A 19,405-nucleotide genomic window follows, 5' to 3' on the forward strand; every position below is an offset into this window, starting at 1 on the left:
ATTATAGAGAGAATAATGTGATACCTCTCATGCTTTAGCTTGTCGTTCTGCCTAAATTATATTCGCATTGATGTTATTAGAAGCAAACAGTCACTTTCGAGTGAATTTATACTTGCGCCTCTGTAAATCACTCGCTAATATCGACCTCGTTCTAAAGGAATGCGTCCGTAGCTCAGTTGGTTAGAGTACCGCCTTGACATGGCGGGGGTCGGTGATTCGAGTTCACTCGGACGCACCATTCCTTATTTGTTTTTATTGCATAAGTATTGAGTTTGTCACAATGGTCGCAGTAAGAAGTTAGAACATCGCCCGCTTAGCTCAGTTGGTTAGAGTACTTGCATGACATGCAAGGTGTCACTGGTTCGAGTCCAGTAGCGGGCACCAAATTCGTTCTTTATGAACAAGCAAAAAGCCCACCTAGTGTGGGCTTTTTTGTGTCTAAAATTTCCCATTTTATTAGTAACTTACCTGATTGTGAGTCCATGGGAGTTCGCTGCGTTCTTGTAAAATCCCGCGTTTAAAGTAACGCTGTTAGTAACACTGGGAAATTTGACGATAGGTGATGTTACTATGGCAAGAAAGACAACCCCACTAACAGCAACTCAAGTCTTGCAAGCTAAGCCAAAAGAGAAGGAATACAACCTACTCGATGGTGATAGGCTTGGGCTGAGAGTAAAACCTAGTGGTTCTAAGCTATGGATTTTTAACTATTATCGTCCAATCACTCGTAAGCGAGCTAACCTAAGCATAGGTAAGTATCCAACGATATCTCTTGCTAAAGCTAGAACCAAAGCCATTGAAGCTAGAGAGCGACTAGCTGATGGCATCGATCCAAAAGAACATCGAGATAACACACTTCGAGAAAAGCAATTAGAGCTATCAAATACCTTGCGAGTGGTGTTTGATGATTGGCTTGAAGTGAAGAAAACAAGTGTTAAAGAACAGACCGCCAAAAAATTAAAACAACGAATAGAGAAGTATCTATTCCCAAATTTTGGCAAGCTCCCTCTTGGCGATATTACAGCCCCTCAAGCGATCAAAACGATCAAACCTATTGCGAACCAAGGTAAGTTGGAAACAGTAGGGCGACTGTGTCGCAACCTAAATGAAATAATGACCTTTGCTGTTAACACCGCGGCGTTATTGAACACAACAAGTTGGCCGGTATTGGTAAAGCTTTCGAAACGGCAAAAGTCACTAACCAAGCATCTCTATCTCCGGACGAATTACCTGAGTTATTAAAAACCATTAATTACGCATCGATAAAGCCCATCACGCGCTGCTTGTTAGAGTGGCAACTTCACACCATGACAAGATGCTTTAAGTCATCATAATTATGCATTGTTGGCCCAGAAGTAAAGTAAGCATGTGTTTCAGTATATAAGCATTCTAGTGCGTAATGTTTGATCTCTAATGTAAGATTGATAAGTCGTTTGGCAGAGCATTTTAAATTTTATTAAAGAAACCAATTTTCATGAAGTTAGTCTTGATGCTCATCACAATTAGCCATACATATTTAATACTCACTCACCATATACAAGTATGCTGATGAAAATGTCCTTATCTTGTAACTCGCTGGTTATATGTCCGTAAATAYCTCTTTTTACAATGAAAATGCTAATCAACTAGCAAAACAATATGACTCAATAGAGTTTGAGCTAGTTCATCAGTCTTGGCGGCCGTATTGGCCTTCATCTGGTGAGCGAGTTCTTGATGTCGGTGCAGGATCTGGACGTGATGCTCGATGGTTCGACCAACAAGGTTGCTCTGTAGTCGCTGTTGAGCCCGCAAAGGAGCTTCGTCTATTAGGCTCATCGAATCTCTCACCTCTAGTACACTGGCTAGATGACTCCCTACCATCTTTAACTCAAACTAGAAAATTGTCAGGCCCATTTGACCTGATATTGGTGTCAGCGGTATGGATGCATTTAGATTGTGCTCAGCGAGCAGAATCACTTACCACGCTATCGAAGCTTCTATGTGAGAATGGAACATTGGTGATTACATTACGTCATGGATGTTTTAAAGATAGCCGTGAGGCAAATGCGGTTTCAGTAGAAGAAATCGACCAATTAACTCAGACCTCAGAATTAACTATTTGTAGCGTCACTGACAGTACAGATACGTTAAATAGGGATGAGGTATTTTGGCAAACCGTCGTGTTAGTAAAATCCGATTTTAATACCAATGGGAAATAGTAGATGGCATTAGAGTATTATTTGGATCGGTTCCAGAATCTAAAGATGAACAGTGCTAGTGGCAAAAAGAGCCCGCATAAAGTGTGTATGTTGCTGGCCGTTATGGACCTAATACAAGCAGGCTATATTGTTTCCAACAAGATTTACTTGAATCAAATTCTTAAAGACCAGTTTACCCTTCACTTTGATGGCTTGGCGCAAGGTAAAGATAAAAATACCCCAGAGAATCCGTTCTTCCATTTAAGGAGCGAAGGCTTTTGGCATCTTTCCTATAAAGATGGTTATGACAAAGAGTCAACCAGTCGATACTCAGCTAAGGCAGTAGATTATGTATTTATCGATGATGAGCTGTTTGACTTCATGAAGAGCTCTATCGTATCTAATGAGCTAAAAGAAGCGCTAGTCTCAAACCTATCTGACTTAGCGACGTTATATCACCAATGGTTGTTTGATATCGGTAAGTCTGAAAAAACAGCGAGTAATTATCTTGGAGCTGTAAGAGGCTCAATATCTAACTGGTTGATGGACGCTGGTGAGCTGGATGAGCCGTTAACTAACATCAATTCATATCATCAATTTGTTAATTATGAAGAAAAGGTAAGGAAGCTAGAAGAGTTTCAAATTCGTGATGCTCGAGGAAACGGCATGTATAGCGCTGCACTCTCTCATTATCATAAGTTTCTTTCAGACCTGGCAAAAATTGATATTAACGCAGACATCAAGCAGGTAATGACTGATAAGACACTCTCCGAGACAGAGAAGACCATCTTGGTTAATACAAGGGTAGGACAAGGGCACTTCAGAGCAAAGCTGGTTCAAATGTGGGGCGGCTGCGCGCTAACAGGGTATCGTAATACTCAATTGTTGCTGGCATCTCACATCAAGCCTTGGCGAGATTCTAACAACGAGGAGCGTCTGGATAAATTTAATGGACTGTTATTATTGGCGAATCTCGATAAGGCGTTCGACCTTGGTTTTATCTCTTTTGATGATCATGGCAAAGTACTCATCTCTAGCTATTTGGAGTCGCCAGACGTGATTGGTTTAAAAGAAGATATGGCATTTAATATCGTAGCTGAGCATAAACCTTACCTTCGTTATCATCGTGGTGAGCTATTCAAAGGGCTCTAAGTCAGAACCCGTTGTTTAGAAACTAATTTAGAAAATCAAATAAGGCTTAAGCTCGTCAAAATTTTCTACTATGATCTGCTGACCTTTAGGGTTCGAATCTATTACGTTGATATCGATATTGTACGCGTCTAGCACGTAGCGAATTAAGGCGGCGTTGGTACCTACACATAGCGTGTTACTTTCCATCCCATAGTCATTGGCAATGATTTCAGCCTGAGCTTCCGTTAATCGAGGGTCGGGCTTCAACTCAATAGAAAGCTGCTTGTTCCAAGTTTCATCTCTGCTTTTTCCCATAACCATTTTGTCATTGATATCAGGAATACTACGAATACGACTGAGCACAAAATCTCTATAGCCTTTGGAATGCTCACAATAAGCACGGACATGCCAGCGCAAAGGCGTACAAACGAGTGTATGTGGAGAAATAATCCGTTCTACTTCCTCACCATTTTTTAAAGATGTGTAGCTTATATCGACACGTTTTTTCTCTCTGATCGCTTGAACTAGGGGGCGCAGTACCTCTGGTGCAATATTGCGCGTTATTGGCCTAACCATTCTCGTATTCTCAAACCCCATATCGAGTTCTTTAAATGTGACCCCCATATCTTCAGTTCGAGAGAGAATGTGCAAATATTCATCAGCATGACCACTCGTCAGTTCAGGGCTGAAGCTATCACTAGGTTTGTAGCCTTTTAGGGACTTATCATAAACGAGGTTACCTGGTGCCACTTCAGTTAGATAAGTGTTGATATCTTTAGAGGCTTGTTGGCGGCCAATACCAAAACTTTGTATCAAGTGGTTTGTTGTTAACCGACCTTCCCACAAGGCTATAACTTCTATCATTCGATACCGGAATAGTAGGTCCCAGCGTATTGGCCACTTATTCATTTTTTAATTCCTGTCTAGTTATGCGACGTGTGTATGTATTCAGCATTTACCTGTCGTTGATGGCGTCATATTATGGTGCGATTAGTTAAACATCAAGATCTGCCGAGGTTATATTGTATGAACGTGTCGATAGAAGAGTTTATTAGATTTGATTTTCAGCTTATTCCCGATCCTTCGCCACTTGACCGGCTGATTACAGAATCGCTCGAAAATCACATTGAAGTAAATGGTCTCAAATCTGGGGCTTTACTCCCATTACCGTTTCAGACGGGAATTGGTAAAACATACACCGCGTTAAATTTTCTACTCCAGCAGATGCTAGATCAAATACAACGTGAATTGAAGGAAGAAGAAAGCGCGAATAATTCCAAACGTTTGCTGTATTACATTACCGACTCAGTGGATAATGTAGTAAGTGCGAAAGCCGATTTATTGGCGTTGATTGAGAAACAAACAATTGACGGATCGCCTCGCTTTAGCTTAGGACAGCAAGAGTATTTGAAAGCGCAGATAGTTCACTTACCTAACCAGTCAGAACAGTTATTACAATGTTCTGATGGCGTATTAAATGAAATCTTGAATGGGTTTAATTTAAACTCCGAGCGTGATATTCAAACGGAATGGAGCGCCATATCGGGTCTAAGACGCCATGCTAGTAATCCAGAAGTTAAAATCTCTTTAAATAAGCAAGCAGGTTATTTTTACCGTAATTTAGTGGGTCGTTTGCAAAAGATGCAAAAAGGAAGAAACCGAGTATCTCTTACCGGCTCATTGCAAACATCGATTGAAACACTATTACCTGGAGAGAAAATCCGTAACGGAAGTGCACATGTTGTTTTTTTAACGACCAGCAAGTTTCTGAAAGGTTTCCATAATACTCGTTCGCGTTATAGCCCTTTGCGCGACCTAAGTGGAGCGTTGCTTATAATCGATGAAATTGATAAGCAGAATCAGGTCATTCTTTCTGAGCTGTGTAAACAAAGAGCGCGAGACCTAATTTGGGCTATAAGAACTTTGAGAGCCAACTTTAGGGAACATCAACTTGAAAGCTCTCCTCGTTACGACAAAATTGAAGATCTGTTTGAGCCACTTCGTGAGCGCCTTGAAGAGTTTGGAACTAAGTGGAATCTTGCATTCGCGTTTAACACTGAAGGGGACAACCTGAGTGAGCGACCTGTTAGGTTATTTTCAGATAGAAGCTTTACGCATGTGAGTAATGCAACTCATAAGCTGGCATTAAAATCAGATCTAATAAAACAGAAAAACCTTATATTTAGCCATGAGAAAGTCGAAGGTTCTCTTGTTGTAAAAAATGGTCTTTTAACCCGCTTTGTCAATGAAGCCGATCTAATATATCAGTGGTTCCTTAGCACAATGCGTAAAGCAGTGATTCAGTACTGGGAGAATGTGCGAGGCCTAGAAATTGAAACCCGCGAGAACAGAAGTCTAGAAGGAACGTTCCAAGAAGCAGTTCAATCTCTGCTTACTCACTTTAATTTGCAAGAGTTTGAGGCTGCAGTTTATGAGTCATTCGATACAAGGGGTTTACGGCAGTCTGCGAATGGGACAACGAATAAGTTAAGTTCAAATAAAAGTTACCATCACACAGGCTTAAAGTTAGTAGAGGTCGCTCATAATCAAGGAACGCGAGATACTGTTAATTGCAAAGCGTCCTTCCTAAATTTATCTCCATCTGGAGTTTTAGCCGATATGGTCGATGCTGGTGCTGTCATTCTAGGTATTAGTGCAACAGCAAGGGCTGAAACCGTAATACATAATTTTGATTTTCATTATTTGAATGAGCGTTTGGGTAAAAAGCTATTATCTTTGTCTAGCGAACAGAAACAGCAGGTAAATGATTATTACCACAGTCGACGTAATTACAAAGATAATGGTGTTGTTTTATCGGTTAAGTATCTCAACAGCCGAGATGCGTTTCTCGATTCATTGTTAGAAGAGTATAAGCCTCAAGCTCGTTCAAGTAACTTTATCCTAAACCACTATCTTGGCGTTTCTGAATCAGAGCAGGCGTTTGTTCGTAGTTGGTTGTCCAAGCTTTTAGCGAGCACCAAAGCGTTTATATCAGCAGCAGATAATCGTTATATGCTGTCTTTGTTAAACCGCACCCTAGATACAACACGTCAGGAGGTTAACGATTTCATCCAGTTCTGCTGTGATAAATGGACAAAAGAATTTAATGTTCAAGCTAAGGTTTTTTTTGGTATTAATGCAGATTGGATGCGGTTGGTTGGCTACGAGGAAATCTCTAACCACCTAAATACTGAGCCAGGAAAAGTGGTTGTTTTTAGCACATACGCTTCAATGGGGGCAGGGAAAAATCCCGATTATGTGGTCAACTTGGCGTTGGAAGGTGAAAGCCTAATATCTGTGACAGACATTGCTTACGGTACGCATCTACGCAGTGACATTGATACTATTTATCTTGAAAAACCAACTCAACTATTGTTGTCAGAAGACTATTCCCATACTGCCAATCAGCTTTGTCAATTTCATCAAATACTATCGTTGCAAGAGAGTGGAGAGTTATCTCCAAAGAGCTCTGAAAGTTGGTGTCGTCAACAGCTTATGGGGATGAACCGAGAGCGGTCTTTACAGCAATATTATCAAACAAAAGATTACCAAAGTGCTGTGAGGAAATATATTGAGCAAGCAGTTGGAAGAGCAGGGCGAACGTCCCTAAAGCGCAAACAAATATTGTTATTTGCGGATGCTGGTCTGAAAGAAATTTTGGCTGAAGAGAATAGAGATACAAGCCTATTTTCACATGAATATGTTACCTTGGTTGAAAAGGCGCAATCAATTAGCCAGATTTTCACTGAAGATCGAGTAACTCGCCGATTATACAATCTCGCCCAAAGAAACAATAAAGATGGCATGCAGTCAATCAAGGCCCTAGTTCGTCGTCTACATAATCAACCTGCATCTGATAGTGATATTCAAGAGTGGCAAGACATTAGAACTCAGTTACTTCGCTATCCGACGGTTGCCTCACAACCTGAGCGATTCAATCGATTGTACTTACAGTCAATGACCAAGGGGTATTACCGTTATCAAGGCAATCTAGATGGAGATCCGAACGCCTTCGAGTTCTTTGATAGAGTGCCTATTGGTGACATGGTTTCTGAGGAAGCGTGCAGCCTAGCTACGTTATTACAGAACCAATATGTAAGGCCGTGGTTTGAACACAAAGGCTTTTCCTGTTCGTGGCAAAAAGAAGCTTATGTGATGACGCCAGTTATGTTCACCAACATTTATAAGGGAGCGTTGGGCGAGCAAGCGGTAGAGGCCGTGTTAACAGCATTAGATTTTACTCTTGAAGAAGTCCCCAATTCTATTTACGAGCGATTTGACAATAGAGTCTTGCTTGAAGGGATTAAACAACCGATCTGGTTAGACAGCAAATACTGGAAGCATGAAGGCAATGAAAGCAGTGAAGGCTATAGTTCGAAAATCGCGTTGGTAGAAGAAGAGTTTGGCCCATCGAAGTTTATTTATGTGAATGCGCTAGGGGATGCTTCAAAGCCGATTAGATACTTGGACTCGTGTTTCGTAGAAACCTCACCACAGCTAGCAAAGGTCATTGAAATCCCAGCACTAATTAATGACAGAAATGCAGAAACAAATCTCACAGCAGTACAGGAGTTGATAAAATGGTTACACAACAGTTAGAAAGTACGTCAATTGGCCCTTTATCAACCTTAATTGAAAATATATCAATTGATACAGAGTGGGTTGATCAAAGCTTCTCGATTTACAGTGTTAGTTATAAAGGTGTTGACTACTCAGAGCGTACTAAGCGGCTGATTACGTTGGCGTCTGACATCTATAAATCCGGAAATGTCTATTGCTTAGTGAGAGGGACTAAAGAGTCATGCTATTGGGTGATGCTGGCAAAGGAACTAGTCCTCGATTTACAAGATAGTTCATTGGCAATCAAACAAATTAGCGCATCAGAGCTACCAACGTGGCAACTGGCTCGTCTACTGATCAAATCGATACCGAAAGTGTTGCGTGGCAAGTCCTCTGATGTGAAACGCTTTGAAAGTGAAGGCTTGTACTATCTAGTTAAAAGTAGAAAGCTACCTAAAGGACAGTCTGGTTATGAATTAACTGCTTTGGAGATCGACTTAGCTCCATGCGGACCACTAGGGTATCGCCAAACTCTGTCATTGAGCGCCAAATCGTTTTCTCCTTTATCTTGGTTTACGCTTGAAAATGGGGAGATATCAAGGAAAGCCAAATTTGCTACTCGTTATCAGCTTGATGACGTTGGGATGTTAGTTAGTAAGTCTGTAAAGGGGGATTACATCAAGAAGCCTCTTTACTCTAACTCTAAGAATCGTATTCAAGCTATCGATATCGCAAAAGAGTCTTATAGTGGTTTTCAGCTATCTAAGATCGGTATCCTCGAACAGTTTATGCGAGACCTAAAGGAAGCTTATGGTGATTCGGTAACATTGGATTTACAGCGTATTCCTGGTGATAAGCATAGATTTGTTTCAGATAAGATTGTCAAAAGTCACTATGTTGGGTTATTTGATGCTTTGAAAGAGCATCGTTTGGTTATCTGTGATTTGACCAAAAGCGCCGACGCCGATGCAGCACAGACGTTACTTCACGTTACTCAACACTTAGGTATAGATRCTGAAACAACGGAAGTTCCGATTCGTGGTGCTTTGAATATTCTGATTGTTGATAATAAAGACACATATAAGTCTGCCGAAGAAGACCCGTATCAGATTTATCGTAATAAATACAAAGGCACTGTTTTTCAGTCATGTTATCCAGAGCGATTGTGGGATCGTCAGGGTAAGCCAAACCGCCATGTGATCGAAGTGTTGCTAAAAGAATTACTTATCAAGCTAGAAGTCAGTACGAGAAAGCATTTGATTGAGTATCCAAGTGGGCCTGAGGGATGTGTTTATTACATGCCTCAACGACCTCAAGCTGAATATTTGGAAGTCCGTGACGGAGTATGGCCGGTCTACACATCTAAGCTAGTAAATAATGAATGGCAATATATGCAAGCAACTCAAGAGGAACTTGAAGATCTTGAACTCGATTTAGGTAGGGATAAATCTCAAGTGTTTAACGGCTTACAACGTTTCCCGGTTATTTACTGGCCGGAGTCGGGTGACTATGCCATCTTCATTGATACCGCTATTCAAATGCTACCGGAGTTTGAAGCTGTCGCTGAGCGGTTACGAGAGTTAAAAGCAGGGCGTTCACAAGATGTTCCAGTCGTATTGGTGACTCAGTTCGTTGAAGAATATTCAGAGAATAAAGTTGTGAATAAACTCAGAGCGATACTTTCAGAGTGGGATGACACTGCTCCTCTTCCGTTTGATGAATTTTCGTCAATTTCTTACAAAAGTAATGATGAAAAACAATTCTACGATTGGCTGCGTGATCAAGGGTTTTTATTCAAAACATCAATGAGGAGACAAAGCGAGGGGTACTTTAACGCTTCTTTAGGTTTCTTCTATAACCGTGAGCAGGGTATGTACTTTGCTGGTGGTAAGGGCAGCCCCCAAACCAAGATAGACACTTTTAGCCACTTGTACATGATAAAACATTCGTTTGATGTGCTACCGGAAGAAATAGAAAATTTGTTTGATGTCTATCACCTAAGGCATCGTTTGCCAACCGTAACTCCTTATCCATTTAAGCACCTACGTGAATTTGTTGGTATGCAGCGTTTTAAATCTTGATAAGAGGTTTAGGAAAGGCCCCTGTGAGCTAATAGGCAAGAATTGTACTAAGGACCTTGGTATGCAGAATCTCAAACGTCTAAGAGCTCATGCTGTCAATTTGATGCAGTTTGCACAGAGTTTAACTGCCAAGGGTTGGAGTTATCACTCGCTCTGTTAAATTGGGGATAGGATTTGCTATATCGCAATGGAAATCTGGTGGTTGCTGACCGGCGCCTGTACGAATATTACCAGAGGGTAGCTACAGAGTGACTGAGTGAAATGAAAATTTATAATCCAGTTACCTAGCTTACGAATTTGGTGTCTTGGATTAATCTTTGGGTGTCATTTAAACAATCAAAGGAACGTATCATGACAAACTCAAAAACACCAATGACGCCATCAGCGGCAAGACGTATTCAAAGTGCAGAAGCAAAAGAAAATGGTGGTAAAGTCACCAAAGATGGGTTCGCTGCAAAAGCTCAAAAAGCCGCTGCTAAAAATGAAAAAAATTAACATCAAAAACAAATGGGCCATCGTGCCCATTTTTTCTATGAAAAAGTTTAGCAGTGATAAAGATATCCAAAAACTTGTAGCAATGCTGATTCGAAGTGGCTGGATCTACATGCGCGGGAGCAAACACGGAAAGTTACGGTCGCCTGAAGGGAAAAAGATAACGGTTCCGGGCTCTCCCAGTGATAAGCGTGCTTATAAGAACTTCGTAACAGATATAAGAAGAATAACTAGGTCAACATGAAAAAAATAGAAACACCGTACATTTCAGTTCAGTGTCTTTTGCGTGAACTTGCGAAAGCATTAGGGACAAAATCATTAGCGGCAAAAGAGATTGATAACGCATGCAAACACACTGAAATTAACCCGCATCAACTAGCCGAACTGAAAAACAAATTAGTCCATGAACCGATAGCCAAATACGTAAACGTACATTTTGCTGATCATTTRATGAAACAGCTAGAAATCGTATTTAATCAGTATATTGATTTTGTGAAGAAAATACCTCTAGATGGTGTAAATGCCTCTAAGGGACAAGATCTTGTTCACCGACATTACATCACGATTGCCACAGATTTTGTGTGTCATGAAATGTTTGAAGGGATGAGAACGACATCTGAACAAGTTGCAAGGATGGGTAAGCCTGCAATGCAGGTCGCTTTTAATAGCTTTGAAGATAACTCTGTTTGGAAGCAACACCTTGAACAGGCCACCAAAGAGCAGAAAGACAGATATCGACGCTGGCTGAAAGATGAGAAGGCAGAGTTACCTAGTATTACAAGTATTGGTGCATTAGGTGAAATATCAGCTTCCGATCCAATGTCTATGGCTACCTGGGGAGTAATAAAAGCTAGACTCATTACCTCCAGGGTCTGGGACTACTTAGAGCTAAGTGAGTGGTTTACTTCTATTGAAGAAAGTAAGAGTGAGGTACAAAGTACTTTAGCAAACTTTAGTAAGGATATTGGAACTATCACAAGCGACTCAATTATTGAAAAGGCACTTAAGCTGCGAGACTAGTTTTATCTGAAGTAACACCAGAAGTAACATCTTAAAACTCTATTTTGATAATGTTTATTTTAATCAATCGGATAGGGTGGATAGTAGAGTCCAGTAGCACTCAAAAAGAAAGCCCACCTAGTGTGGGCTTTTTTGTGTCTGTAATATTTGACTTTCTAAGTGCAGATCACTGCCACAATTACCCTCTAAATAATGGGAGCGCTTCATCTGTATTAGGGGGGAAGAAAATTATTTGAAATAATCTCGTCTYTTTAAATTTACGTACGTCTTACTTTAGTAAATAACATTTCTATCGAATAAGACTAGCGAAAAAGCATGATGAATAACTGCATTATTGATAACAATCAGAACCAACTTATCTCGTCACAAATTATCGAAGATATCTGCGAATGGGAAATTATGCATGGCGTCGCATTCCGTCAAGCCGATAATACGGCAAGGCATGTGCCATTTAGCATTTCACCAATAACGATGGAACGTCCGACATATCAACACTTACTGTCGGTAACGCCATTAATTGCAAAGCTCGTGAATAATGTATCGGAAGATCATGAATTTTTACAAGAGTCACTTGGCGGTATGGCGAAAGCTGATCCGTTTTTTGGTCTTCTAATGGAATTGCATGTGCAAGCTCATGGTAACGTTTTACAGCGTAAGCTCCCAGCTCGTCAGCCATTACTCTTAATGCGAACCGATTTTATGGACGACCGCCGTTACGGAGCAAAAGTGATCGAGTTTAATGGTATTGCCGCAGGAATGAGTCCCTTTGGTCAGCGTGCGACTGAGTTGCACAACTATATCAAAAATCAGTGGAGTGATGTTTATCACCATGGGTTAGAGGATGGTAAGGCAAAGCCGGCAGACAATAAGGGAATGGAACAACTCGCTGTGGCTATAACAACAGCTACAAAAAAAGTGAGGGAACACTTTTCTACATTGGATAAGAAGTCACTTGAGCATAAGCCAACGTTTTTAATGATCGTTCAAGAAGGAGAAGACAATGTGTACGACCAGCATTTGTTGGAAGTGGCGTTGCAAAATCTCGGTGTTCGAACTGTAAGGCGAACCTTTGAGCAATTAAGTACCCAATTGCTGAGCGGTGAAAATCAACGCCTTATATTAAAAGGTGTAGGCGCAATAGATACTGTTTATCTTCGTTCTGGATATCAATATTCTGACTATTTTGCCCCAAAGCTACAAGAAGAGACTTGTTGTCATACATTGAGCCAAACACGCCTTTTTATTGAAAAGCACTATGTGGCAATGAATGCAACGATCAGCCAGCAGTTAGCAACGAGCAAGTCTATGCAAATGCTGCTAACGATGATGCCAGTAGAAGGCTATGCTCGTTGGGGATTAAGCCTTGAAGAGGCAAAAAAAGTGAAAAGTGTACTGGCGGATATGAAGCCCATATCAACGGAGACCATTGAGTGGTTCAATAGGTTTTCTGATAAACAAGAGTGGGTATTGAAAAACCAAGGTGAGGGCGGTGGGCATTGTGTGTTTGGCGAGGAAATTAGTAAGAAGTTAGCCCAGTTAGAACCTGAACAATACGATGCATGGGCATTGATGCAACGTCTATATCCGCATGAGCGAGATAAGCCAACCATATCGGTTCGTGATGGAAAGCAGATTTTGGTAAACGATCTTGTAAGTGAAATCGGGCTGTTTACAGCGCATTACCAAGGTGAAGGTGTGACAGATGAAAATGGTTATGCCGGGTATCTTATCCGTAGTAAACCTGCGAGTGAAAATGAAGGTGGGATTCATAGTGGGCAAGGGGTCCTTGATTCACTGGTTCTTATTGACTCTTAAAGCCTTTCATAACCAAGGCAGGCTAATGAACTGGTATAAAGTCGCTTTTGAGTAAAGGGTGGGCGGAGCATTTAGACCGCCCATTCAATTCGTATATAAAATACTGATACCAGCGATTTAATGAAATTTCAGCTCTCGGAATTTTGGATGGGATCTCTTTTAGAGACTTGCTAATCGTAGTTATGTATTAGCAAGTTGTATGTCATTCATGCGTTAATTCAGCTTTCCAGTCAGCTAATGCTTGTATATGGGTTGGTCCGATACCACAACAGCCACCAATGATAGTTGCTCCTAATTCGTGCCAGTGTTTTGCGTAGTTAAGGTACTCGCTAGGTGTAAGTTCGCGCATTGACTGTAACGTGTCGTTTGCTTCGTGCTCGGCCTTAATTGGCATAAAGTTATTCGCGTATACGCCGATTTCTAAATCTAAGCCGTATTGTTCAATAACCTCTTTAGCATCAACAATTGCTTGTTCCATTACTTCTGGGATTGAGCAGTTGAAGAAAATGCCTTTTACTTTGGTAAAGCAGCATAAAGCGGTGGCAATTTTGACTGATTGCCCTGAACGAAGTTTAGACTCTGAGCTAAGTGTATCTTCTAAACTAAATGCGTAATAGGCGTCTTTAGTTGAATCTTTTAGTACCGAGTGGATCGCTTCGAACTCTTGAAGGCTAGAGATCGTTTCGGCTATCCATAAATCTACGTGAGGCTCTTGGGCGTGAAAGAGGTTAGAGTAAATTTCAACTGCTTGTTCTGCCTCAAATAGATCAGGGCGATAGCTGCCAAAAGCTGGTGGGATAACACCAGCTACTGAAACTGGTGACGACGCTTGCGTATCAGATACTGCTTCTTGAGCAATTACTGCGGCTTGACGTGCTAGCTTTGCACCTTCAGCGAGATAGCGTTCTTGGCCTAAATGGAATGGTACACATGCGTAACTATTGGCAGTAATAATTTCAGCACCCGCAGAAATGAAATTGTGGTGTGCTTGGTGAACATGCTTCGGTGACTCGATTAAAGCCTGGGCGCTCCATAGTGGTTGTGAAAATGGCGCCCCGTTTTCTTGAAGCTCACGGCCCATTCCGCCATCAAGTATGACTAGCTTTTTCATATTACTACTTTAGATAATTGATTCTATTATCGGCTTAGAATAGCAGACTGATTACAAGAAACTCTACTGTTATAGGCGGCTCAGGCTGCTTTTTTACATTCTTCGTTCCGGTGACTAACTTGGTCAATTGGCGATGAATCTGGAATACCTAGCTGTTTAATGACTGAAAACCAACACACTCTATTTGTTGTTCGTCGAGCCATCTCTTCAGTTCTGGAGACGTTAAGATAGCGGTTTCTAAGACTCGCTTGTCGGCGTAACTACTTAATTGACGTAAATGCTCGATGTTTTCGTTAGAACTTGGGTGACTCATCAACTCTAACGTCCCATTTGGTATCTTTAACTGGTAGCTAAGAATCAATGCTTTTAACTGTTCTATTGAAACGCCGTTATCAAAGAAACTCATATCAAAGGCATCGGGGGTTGGCACTTTCAAGTTGTCTTGCCCATGAACAATATTGTCTACTCGACGAGCGGGCAGGTTAATATCGTTGGCAAAACGAATGAACGCTTGCTTAAGAGGTGAAAACGCCCCTGCGAAGTGATGGCTATCGAGGTGCGTGATATCAAAACCAGCATGGATAGCCGCTTGATATTGCTCTGCTAATTCTCGGTACACTTCTTCTTCACACACATCACTTTTGGTCATCAGGACAGCTTTGTCGTAGAAGTTACCATGACCATCAACAAGGCTAGGGACATCTTCTAGTTTTGACATAGGTTTACCGCAAGTGACGGTAAAGTGCAGCCCAACTTCAGGGATAAGTCCATGTTGAAACAATTTAGCAGCGTGTGCGGCACCATCTTGGTTCATCATTACTGTTGTTGATGTGACAATACCTGCTCGCATACATTCGACGATGCCGTTATTAACGCTTTCAGTTAGTCCTAAGTCATCGGCATTGATGATTAATTTCATGCTTTTTCCTCTAGAATGTGTGCGAAAGCTGGCATTAGGTCGATATTCTCCCTGACGGTTTCTTTCAAAGCATCATCAAGGTGAGACCCACTATCAACGATAGGGTTAAGAATTAACGCTCTATGTGCTGCATTCAAATCGCCCTCAATAGCAGCCTTTACCGTCAAGGTTTCAAACTCTTTCATTATTTGGACTAGACGCAATGTATCGGATGGAAACGGAGGTACATTGAGGGGCAGAATCTCAGTACTGGTGATCACTGAACTTACCTCTACTGCGCAGTCGTCGGGTAGCCCTTGAATTGCGCCATTGTTTCTGGTGTTTACGTGTATGATGGTGCGTTTGTTGTTGAAAATACTACTCATCAATTCACAGGCTGCTTCTGAATAGTAAGCCCCACCACGCTGTTCTAGTATTTTGGGCTTAGTCGTTAGTGTAGGGTSACTGTAAATTTTGAGCACTTCACCTTCAATGCGAGCAACTTGCGCTGCACGGTTGTTTGCGCCTTTCATTTCTTCTAATTCTTCGTCAATGATGTCTTTCGATTGATAGTAATAACGAAGGTAAGCGCATGGGATCATCCCCATGTTTTTTAGAAGGTTCTTGTCCCATCTGAATGGCTTAATGTTTTTTGGCGTCATTGCTGGGCTGCCGTTATTAAGCAATGTGATGATCTCTTCTAGCTTGTCTTTACCCTCATGCAGCACTTTACGAGCCCATACCAAGTGATTAAGACCTGCGATTTGCAAGGTAACATCGTGTTGTTTGGCATTAAGCATGGTGGCGATGTCACGCTCCATGTTGACTGGTATATTACAAAGCCCCACGGTTTTTATTGAGCTGTGCTTGAGTAAGGCTTCTGTCACCATGCCTGATGGGTTCGTAAAATTGAGTAACCAAGCCTTTGGGCAAAGTTCTTCCATCTCTTTAGCAATCTCTAGAGCAATAGGAATAGTACGACAGGCATTGGAAAAACCACCAAGCCCATTGGTTTCCTGACCGATCATGCCATATTTCATAGCGATACTTTCATCTCTAAGTCTTGCTTCAATTCCGCCTGCACGAAATTGWGAACATACAAAATCAGCGGATTTCAGTGCCGCTTTACGATTCGTTGTTGTGTGGACTTCAATATCTAACGCGGCTTTAGCAATCATGCGTCTAGATAAATCAGCAATGATTTCAGTTTTGTGAATACCTTGTTCGATATCCACAAGCCAAATTTCACGTATCGGTAATTCAAAGTGGCGATCAATCAGGCCTTCAATCAGTTCTGGTGTATAGCTAGATCCTCCGCCGATAACCGCAATTTTTAGAGCGTTGTTTATTGTCATGCCTGCCTACCTTGAAGCTTATTTGATGATTTAAATTCATTAAAAGGTATTTATTGATGCTGTACAAACGACTATTCTGGCTCTATGGATTACCTAAATTAATGCGTAGTGATGTTCGATAATAAACAACAGCTCCTGGCTCATTTGCATACCTTTAGTATTGCGGCTAAGCACCTGAGCTTTACGATCACAGCAAATGAAATGTGCCTAACGCAAAGCGCAGTGAGTCATAGAATTAAGAAGCTTGAAGATCAGCTACAGTTTTCTTTGTTTATCCGTAAAACTCGAAAGCTTGAGCTGACCCCTGAAGGAACACGAGTATTAGCCATGCTAAATACGTCTTTTGAACTGATATTCTCGGAGTTGGAAGATATTAAAAACGGTGAGCTCAGTGGTGAGTTGTATATAGGAACCTCACCTTACTTTGCTTCTGCTTGGCTCATCCCACGGTTGAAAAGCTTTCGAGACTTGTACCCAAATTTAAGCCTTAAGCTGTTAACTAAACAACATCAAACCGATTTTGAGTTTGATCCTCTAGATGTGGGTATTTTTTATAGTGAGGGAGTGTATCCGGATCATTTTAGTCAACGGCTGTTTAAAGGGAGAAGAATGCCCATTTGCACCCCTGAATATGCCAAGCAATACCGGTTATTTGATAATCCCGAGAATCTTTCACAGGTGAATTTTATTCATAGTGGCAGTTATTCAGCTTGGGGGCAGTGGCTTAATGACTATGGACTCGATATTAACTGTACGACTAAAAGTGACTTGTTTACTCATGAACATTCGTCTGCGGCAGCTTTACAATCTATGGGAATCGCGTTGGGAAGAATGGAGTTTGATCGACACTTTTTAGAGTCGGGTAAATTGGTCGCCCCTTTTCCCGCTTTTGATTCAGAGAAAGGCTACGACGTTGTTTGCCCAAAAGGGATGCAGACACGACCAAAATTCCAAGCGTTTCTGAATTGGGTACAGGAACAGAGTTAGCGTTGTTGTTGGTCAGAACACGGATTTAGAGGTGTAAGAGTAATGGCTTGAAACAACAAGAACCGAGAAAGAAGTACAACCTAGTTAGCGTGAGCCGCGAAGTGAAATGCAAATGACTAGGTTTGATTCTATGATTGTGTTCTTTTGAGACGTGGCGTTGTCTCTGTATTTCTGAAATGTATCTGTAGCAGAATAATGTATCTACTCTTGTCGCTTATAGGATTGTGAAATGTCCTAGTTTTCCGCCCGTTTCCGATAAGATGCTTCCAGTGTTGTCGTGTTCGCAGAATTCGAACTCGATTAAATAGCTGGAGTGTTGCAGCTTGGGCAGTATGTGACGATGTAAGATGTCGCTGTTAAGTTGGCGTATTTCTGCAACCCATGACAGGTTTTCTTTCAGTAAGTCTATTTTGATTTTGAGCATTTATTACCTTGTGATTTTGTAAAGGGTTTTTCGCGTGACAATTGGTACCAATGGATTTGTCGTGTTGTTCTACGTGACATAAATGTGCCTTAGTTTTATTACAGTTAAATTTAAATTAGATAAATACAAAGTTTGTTGCGTTGGAAAAAGACGGACAATAAACTATGTGACTTGGCAGTGATAAAAACTATTGAATGAACGATTGAGGTAAAGCTAACGCAGAGAGGGTGTAACGAGGAATATCGAGAACTATCTTTGTGGAACTTGGACTTAATGTAACATTAACAGCTCAATTATCGAGCCAAGCGGCGAACTATACGCCTAATTTTTTAAAAATCCACAGTTATTTTGTCAAATTTCATCCAATGCTAATTTAAGCTATATCCATATTTAATATGTGTTTAAGCTTTATTTAGCTATCGCTAGTTTTGTATTTTCGTAGAAGTGCCCATGGGATATGACAAAGGTGGTGGTCGTTTGGATAGTCAGATAGGTGGTTCTGGTGAATATCGTCACTTGGTACAAAGTTAGTTAACGGTAGTATCTCAAGCGCTATCTGTGCTGAATCTTCACGGGAGTGGATGTAAGACTGAGCCGATTTCAAATGACAAGTATCTTTACTGTAGATGCCAGTACGGTACTTCTCTCCGATATCTTGACCTTGCTTATTAACACTGTATGGGTCAATGATTTCAAAAAGGTGCCCCATAAGTAATTCTACTGAAGTTATTGTTGGGTCGAACTCAATCCGCACGCATTCAGCGTAGCCGTCATAATCGCTTTCTGTACTATGACTACTACCGTTAGCTCGCCCAGCTTCGGTGGATAGTACACCTGGTACATATTTAATAAATTCCTGAACGCCCCACAGGCAGCCGCCTGCCAAATAAACTTCTTCCATTGCTTATCGATGCTCTATCTAAAATTCGAGTTGAAATACCTATCAGTTAGGTGGCGTATGGTATGCCAGTTTATGGCTTTATAGCTACTACAAGTTATAGCTAAAGAGAGTTGGCATCAAATCGTCAAATTTACACTCCCATAACTAATCGAGTGTTTAGTCACTGTTTGGGGGGCGTAAACTCAAACTTTACCATGTAAGTCTAGCTTCATAGTTTATGGCGTAATAACAGTCAATGGGTCCCCATTATACTGAATGACTCAAATATGAGACGGATAGTGAAAAACTTTCAATAGCTCACCTCAGGCGAAATTAAATTCTGATTGCATCTTGATTGGTAATATTGACTTTATAGATTTAATTTAAATAAAAACAATGGTTTATGTGTTTGTGTCCGGAGTTGGGGTTAATATGACTCATTGTGCATAGTGGCGGTGTGGCAGTGATTAATAA

Annotated in this window: 14 protein-coding genes, 2 tRNA genes and 1 pseudogene; 11 read left to right on the plus strand and 6 right to left on the minus strand. The window is 41.1% G+C overall.

Features of this window, described 5'->3' with window-relative positions; translation table 11 throughout:
• Nucleotides 1–161 precede the first annotated feature (161 nt).
• The 5 genes and pseudogenes from L4C33_RS10125 to L4C33_RS10145 all read left to right on the plus strand — a co-directional run bounded on the left by L4C33_RS10125 (nucleotide 162) and on the right by L4C33_RS10145 (nucleotide 3,329).
• A tRNA-Val gene (locus tag L4C33_RS10125) sits at nucleotides 162–238 on the plus strand.
• 69 nt (nucleotides 239–307) lie between these two features.
• A tRNA-Val gene (locus tag L4C33_RS10130) sits at nucleotides 308–384 on the plus strand.
• A gap of 186 nt (nucleotides 385–570) precedes the next feature.
• A pseudogene (locus L4C33_RS10135) lies at nucleotides 571–1,316 on the plus strand (integrase arm-type DNA-binding domain-containing protein); the annotation flags it as partial.
• 267 nt (nucleotides 1,317–1,583) lie between these two features.
• Nucleotides 1,584–2,198: a class I SAM-dependent methyltransferase gene (locus tag L4C33_RS10140; RefSeq protein ID WP_428812322.1), complete on the plus strand. Its 615-nt coding sequence runs from the start codon at nucleotides 1,584–1,586 to the stop codon at nucleotides 2,196–2,198.
• Between the two features lie 3 nt (nucleotides 2,199–2,201).
• Complete coding sequence (locus tag L4C33_RS10145; protein WP_428812323.1) at nucleotides 2,202–3,329, plus strand: HNH endonuclease; 1,128 nt, start codon at nucleotides 2,202–2,204, stop codon at nucleotides 3,327–3,329.
• Between the two features lie 27 nt (nucleotides 3,330–3,356).
• Here the strand turns inward: L4C33_RS10145 and L4C33_RS10150 are convergent, their stop codons facing one another.
• Entirely contained in the window at nucleotides 3,357–4,217 is an 861-nt protein-coding gene (locus L4C33_RS10150; RefSeq protein ID WP_428812324.1) for a WYL domain-containing transcriptional regulator, read from the minus strand.
• Between the two features lie 72 nt (nucleotides 4,218–4,289).
• Here L4C33_RS10150 and L4C33_RS10155 point away from each other — a divergent pair, with 72 nt between their 5' ends.
• The 5 genes from L4C33_RS10155 (at nucleotide 4,290) to L4C33_RS10180 (ending at nucleotide 13,276) form a co-directional block, all read left to right on the plus strand.
• A complete protein-coding gene (locus tag L4C33_RS10155) occupies nucleotides 4,290–7,907 on the plus strand; it encodes a hypothetical protein (RefSeq protein WP_428812325.1) in 3,618 nt (1,205 codons plus the stop codon).
• Entirely contained in the window at nucleotides 7,889–9,949 is a 2,061-nt protein-coding gene (locus L4C33_RS10160; protein ID WP_428812326.1) for a hypothetical protein, read from the plus strand. The genes L4C33_RS10155 and L4C33_RS10160 overlap by 19 nt, the downstream gene beginning before the upstream one ends.
• A gap of 351 nt (nucleotides 9,950–10,300) precedes the next feature.
• Nucleotides 10,301–10,444: a hypothetical protein gene (locus L4C33_RS10170; RefSeq protein WP_428812327.1), complete on the plus strand. Its 144-nt coding sequence runs from the start codon at nucleotides 10,301–10,303 to the stop codon at nucleotides 10,442–10,444.
• Nucleotides 10,445–10,681: 237 nt separating this feature from the next.
• Complete coding sequence (locus L4C33_RS10175) at nucleotides 10,682–11,461, plus strand: hypothetical protein (protein WP_428812328.1); 780 nt, start codon at nucleotides 10,682–10,684, stop codon at nucleotides 11,459–11,461.
• 318 nt (nucleotides 11,462–11,779) lie between these two features.
• On the plus strand, nucleotides 11,780–13,276 hold the full coding sequence (locus tag L4C33_RS10180; RefSeq protein ID WP_428812335.1) for a glutathione synthase: 1,497 nt from the start codon (nucleotides 11,780–11,782) through the stop codon (nucleotides 13,274–13,276).
• A 202-nt stretch (nucleotides 13,277–13,478) separates the two neighbouring features.
• Here the strand turns inward: L4C33_RS10180 and L4C33_RS10185 are convergent, their stop codons facing one another.
• From L4C33_RS10185 to L4C33_RS10195, 3 genes are all read right to left on the minus strand, one after another.
• Nucleotides 13,479–14,387 (minus strand): homocysteine S-methyltransferase family protein, encoded by a 909-nt coding sequence (locus tag L4C33_RS10185; protein WP_428812329.1) that lies wholly within the window; start codon nucleotides 14,385–14,387, stop codon nucleotides 13,479–13,481.
• A gap of 148 nt (nucleotides 14,388–14,535) precedes the next feature.
• Nucleotides 14,536–15,306 (minus strand): carbohydrate deacetylase, encoded by a 771-nt coding sequence (locus L4C33_RS10190; protein ID WP_428812330.1) that lies wholly within the window; start codon nucleotides 15,304–15,306, stop codon nucleotides 14,536–14,538.
• A complete protein-coding gene (locus tag L4C33_RS10195) occupies nucleotides 15,303–16,640 on the minus strand; it encodes a 6-phospho-beta-glucosidase (RefSeq protein ID WP_428812331.1) in 1,338 nt (445 codons plus the stop codon). Before L4C33_RS10195 ends, L4C33_RS10190 begins: the two co-directional genes overlap by 4 nt.
• Before the next feature lie 111 nt (nucleotides 16,641–16,751).
• Here L4C33_RS10195 and L4C33_RS10200 point away from each other — a divergent pair, with 111 nt between their 5' ends.
• Nucleotides 16,752–17,627 carry a LysR substrate-binding domain-containing protein gene (locus L4C33_RS10200; protein ID WP_428812332.1) on the plus strand — a complete coding sequence of 292 codons (876 nt, stop codon included), beginning with the start codon at nucleotides 16,752–16,754 and terminating at the stop codon, nucleotides 17,625–17,627.
• Nucleotides 17,628–17,841: 214 nt separating this feature from the next.
• Here L4C33_RS10200 and L4C33_RS10205 read toward each other — a convergent pair whose 3' ends face one another.
• Both L4C33_RS10205 and L4C33_RS10210 read right to left on the minus strand, forming a co-directional pair.
• Nucleotides 17,842–18,051, minus strand: a complete 210-nt coding sequence (locus L4C33_RS10205; RefSeq protein ID WP_428812333.1) for a hypothetical protein — start codon at nucleotides 18,049–18,051, stop codon at nucleotides 17,842–17,844.
• A gap of 412 nt (nucleotides 18,052–18,463) precedes the next feature.
• Nucleotides 18,464–18,952 carry a peptide-methionine (S)-S-oxide reductase gene (locus L4C33_RS10210; protein WP_428812334.1) on the minus strand — a complete coding sequence of 163 codons (489 nt, stop codon included), beginning with the start codon at nucleotides 18,950–18,952 and terminating at the stop codon, nucleotides 18,464–18,466.
• Between the last annotated feature and the right edge of the window lie 453 nt (nucleotides 18,953–19,405).

Origin of the sequence: Vibrio makurazakiensis (assembly GCF_050337375.1) — a bacterium.
Taxonomy (GTDB): domain Bacteria; phylum Pseudomonadota; class Gammaproteobacteria; order Enterobacterales; family Vibrionaceae; genus Vibrio; species Vibrio makurazakiensis.

Bases quoted from the DNA above. Each gene is read 5' to 3' on its own strand.
- L4C33_RS10190 (WP_428812330.1), bottom strand. From the start codon at position 15,306: ATGAAATTAATCATCAATGCCGATGACTTAGGACTAACTGAAAGCGTT.
- L4C33_RS10170 (WP_428812327.1), top strand. From the start codon at position 10,301: ATGACAAACTCAAAAACACCAATGACGCCATCAGCGGCAAGACGTATT.
- L4C33_RS10185 (WP_428812329.1), bottom strand. From the start codon at position 14,387: ATGAAAAAGCTAGTCATACTTGATGGCGGAATGGGCCGTGAGCTTCAA.
- L4C33_RS10200 (WP_428812332.1), top strand. From the start codon at position 16,752: ATGTTCGATAATAAACAACAGCTCCTGGCTCATTTGCATACCTTTAGT.
- L4C33_RS10150 (WP_428812324.1), bottom strand. From the start codon at position 4,217: ATGAATAAGTGGCCAATACGCTGGGACCTACTATTCCGGTATCGAATG.
- L4C33_RS10180 (WP_428812335.1), top strand. From the start codon at position 11,780: ATGAATAACTGCATTATTGATAACAATCAGAACCAACTTATCTCGTCA.
- L4C33_RS10210 (WP_428812334.1), bottom strand. From the start codon at position 18,952: ATGGAAGAAGTTTATTTGGCAGGCGGCTGCCTGTGGGGCGTTCAGGAA.
- L4C33_RS10155 (WP_428812325.1), top strand. From the start codon at position 4,290: ATGGTGCGATTAGTTAAACATCAAGATCTGCCGAGGTTATATTGTATG.
- L4C33_RS10205 (WP_428812333.1), bottom strand. From the start codon at position 18,051: ATGCTCAAAATCAAAATAGACTTACTGAAAGAAAACCTGTCATGGGTT.
- L4C33_RS10145 (WP_428812323.1), top strand. From the start codon at position 2,202: ATGGCATTAGAGTATTATTTGGATCGGTTCCAGAATCTAAAGATGAAC.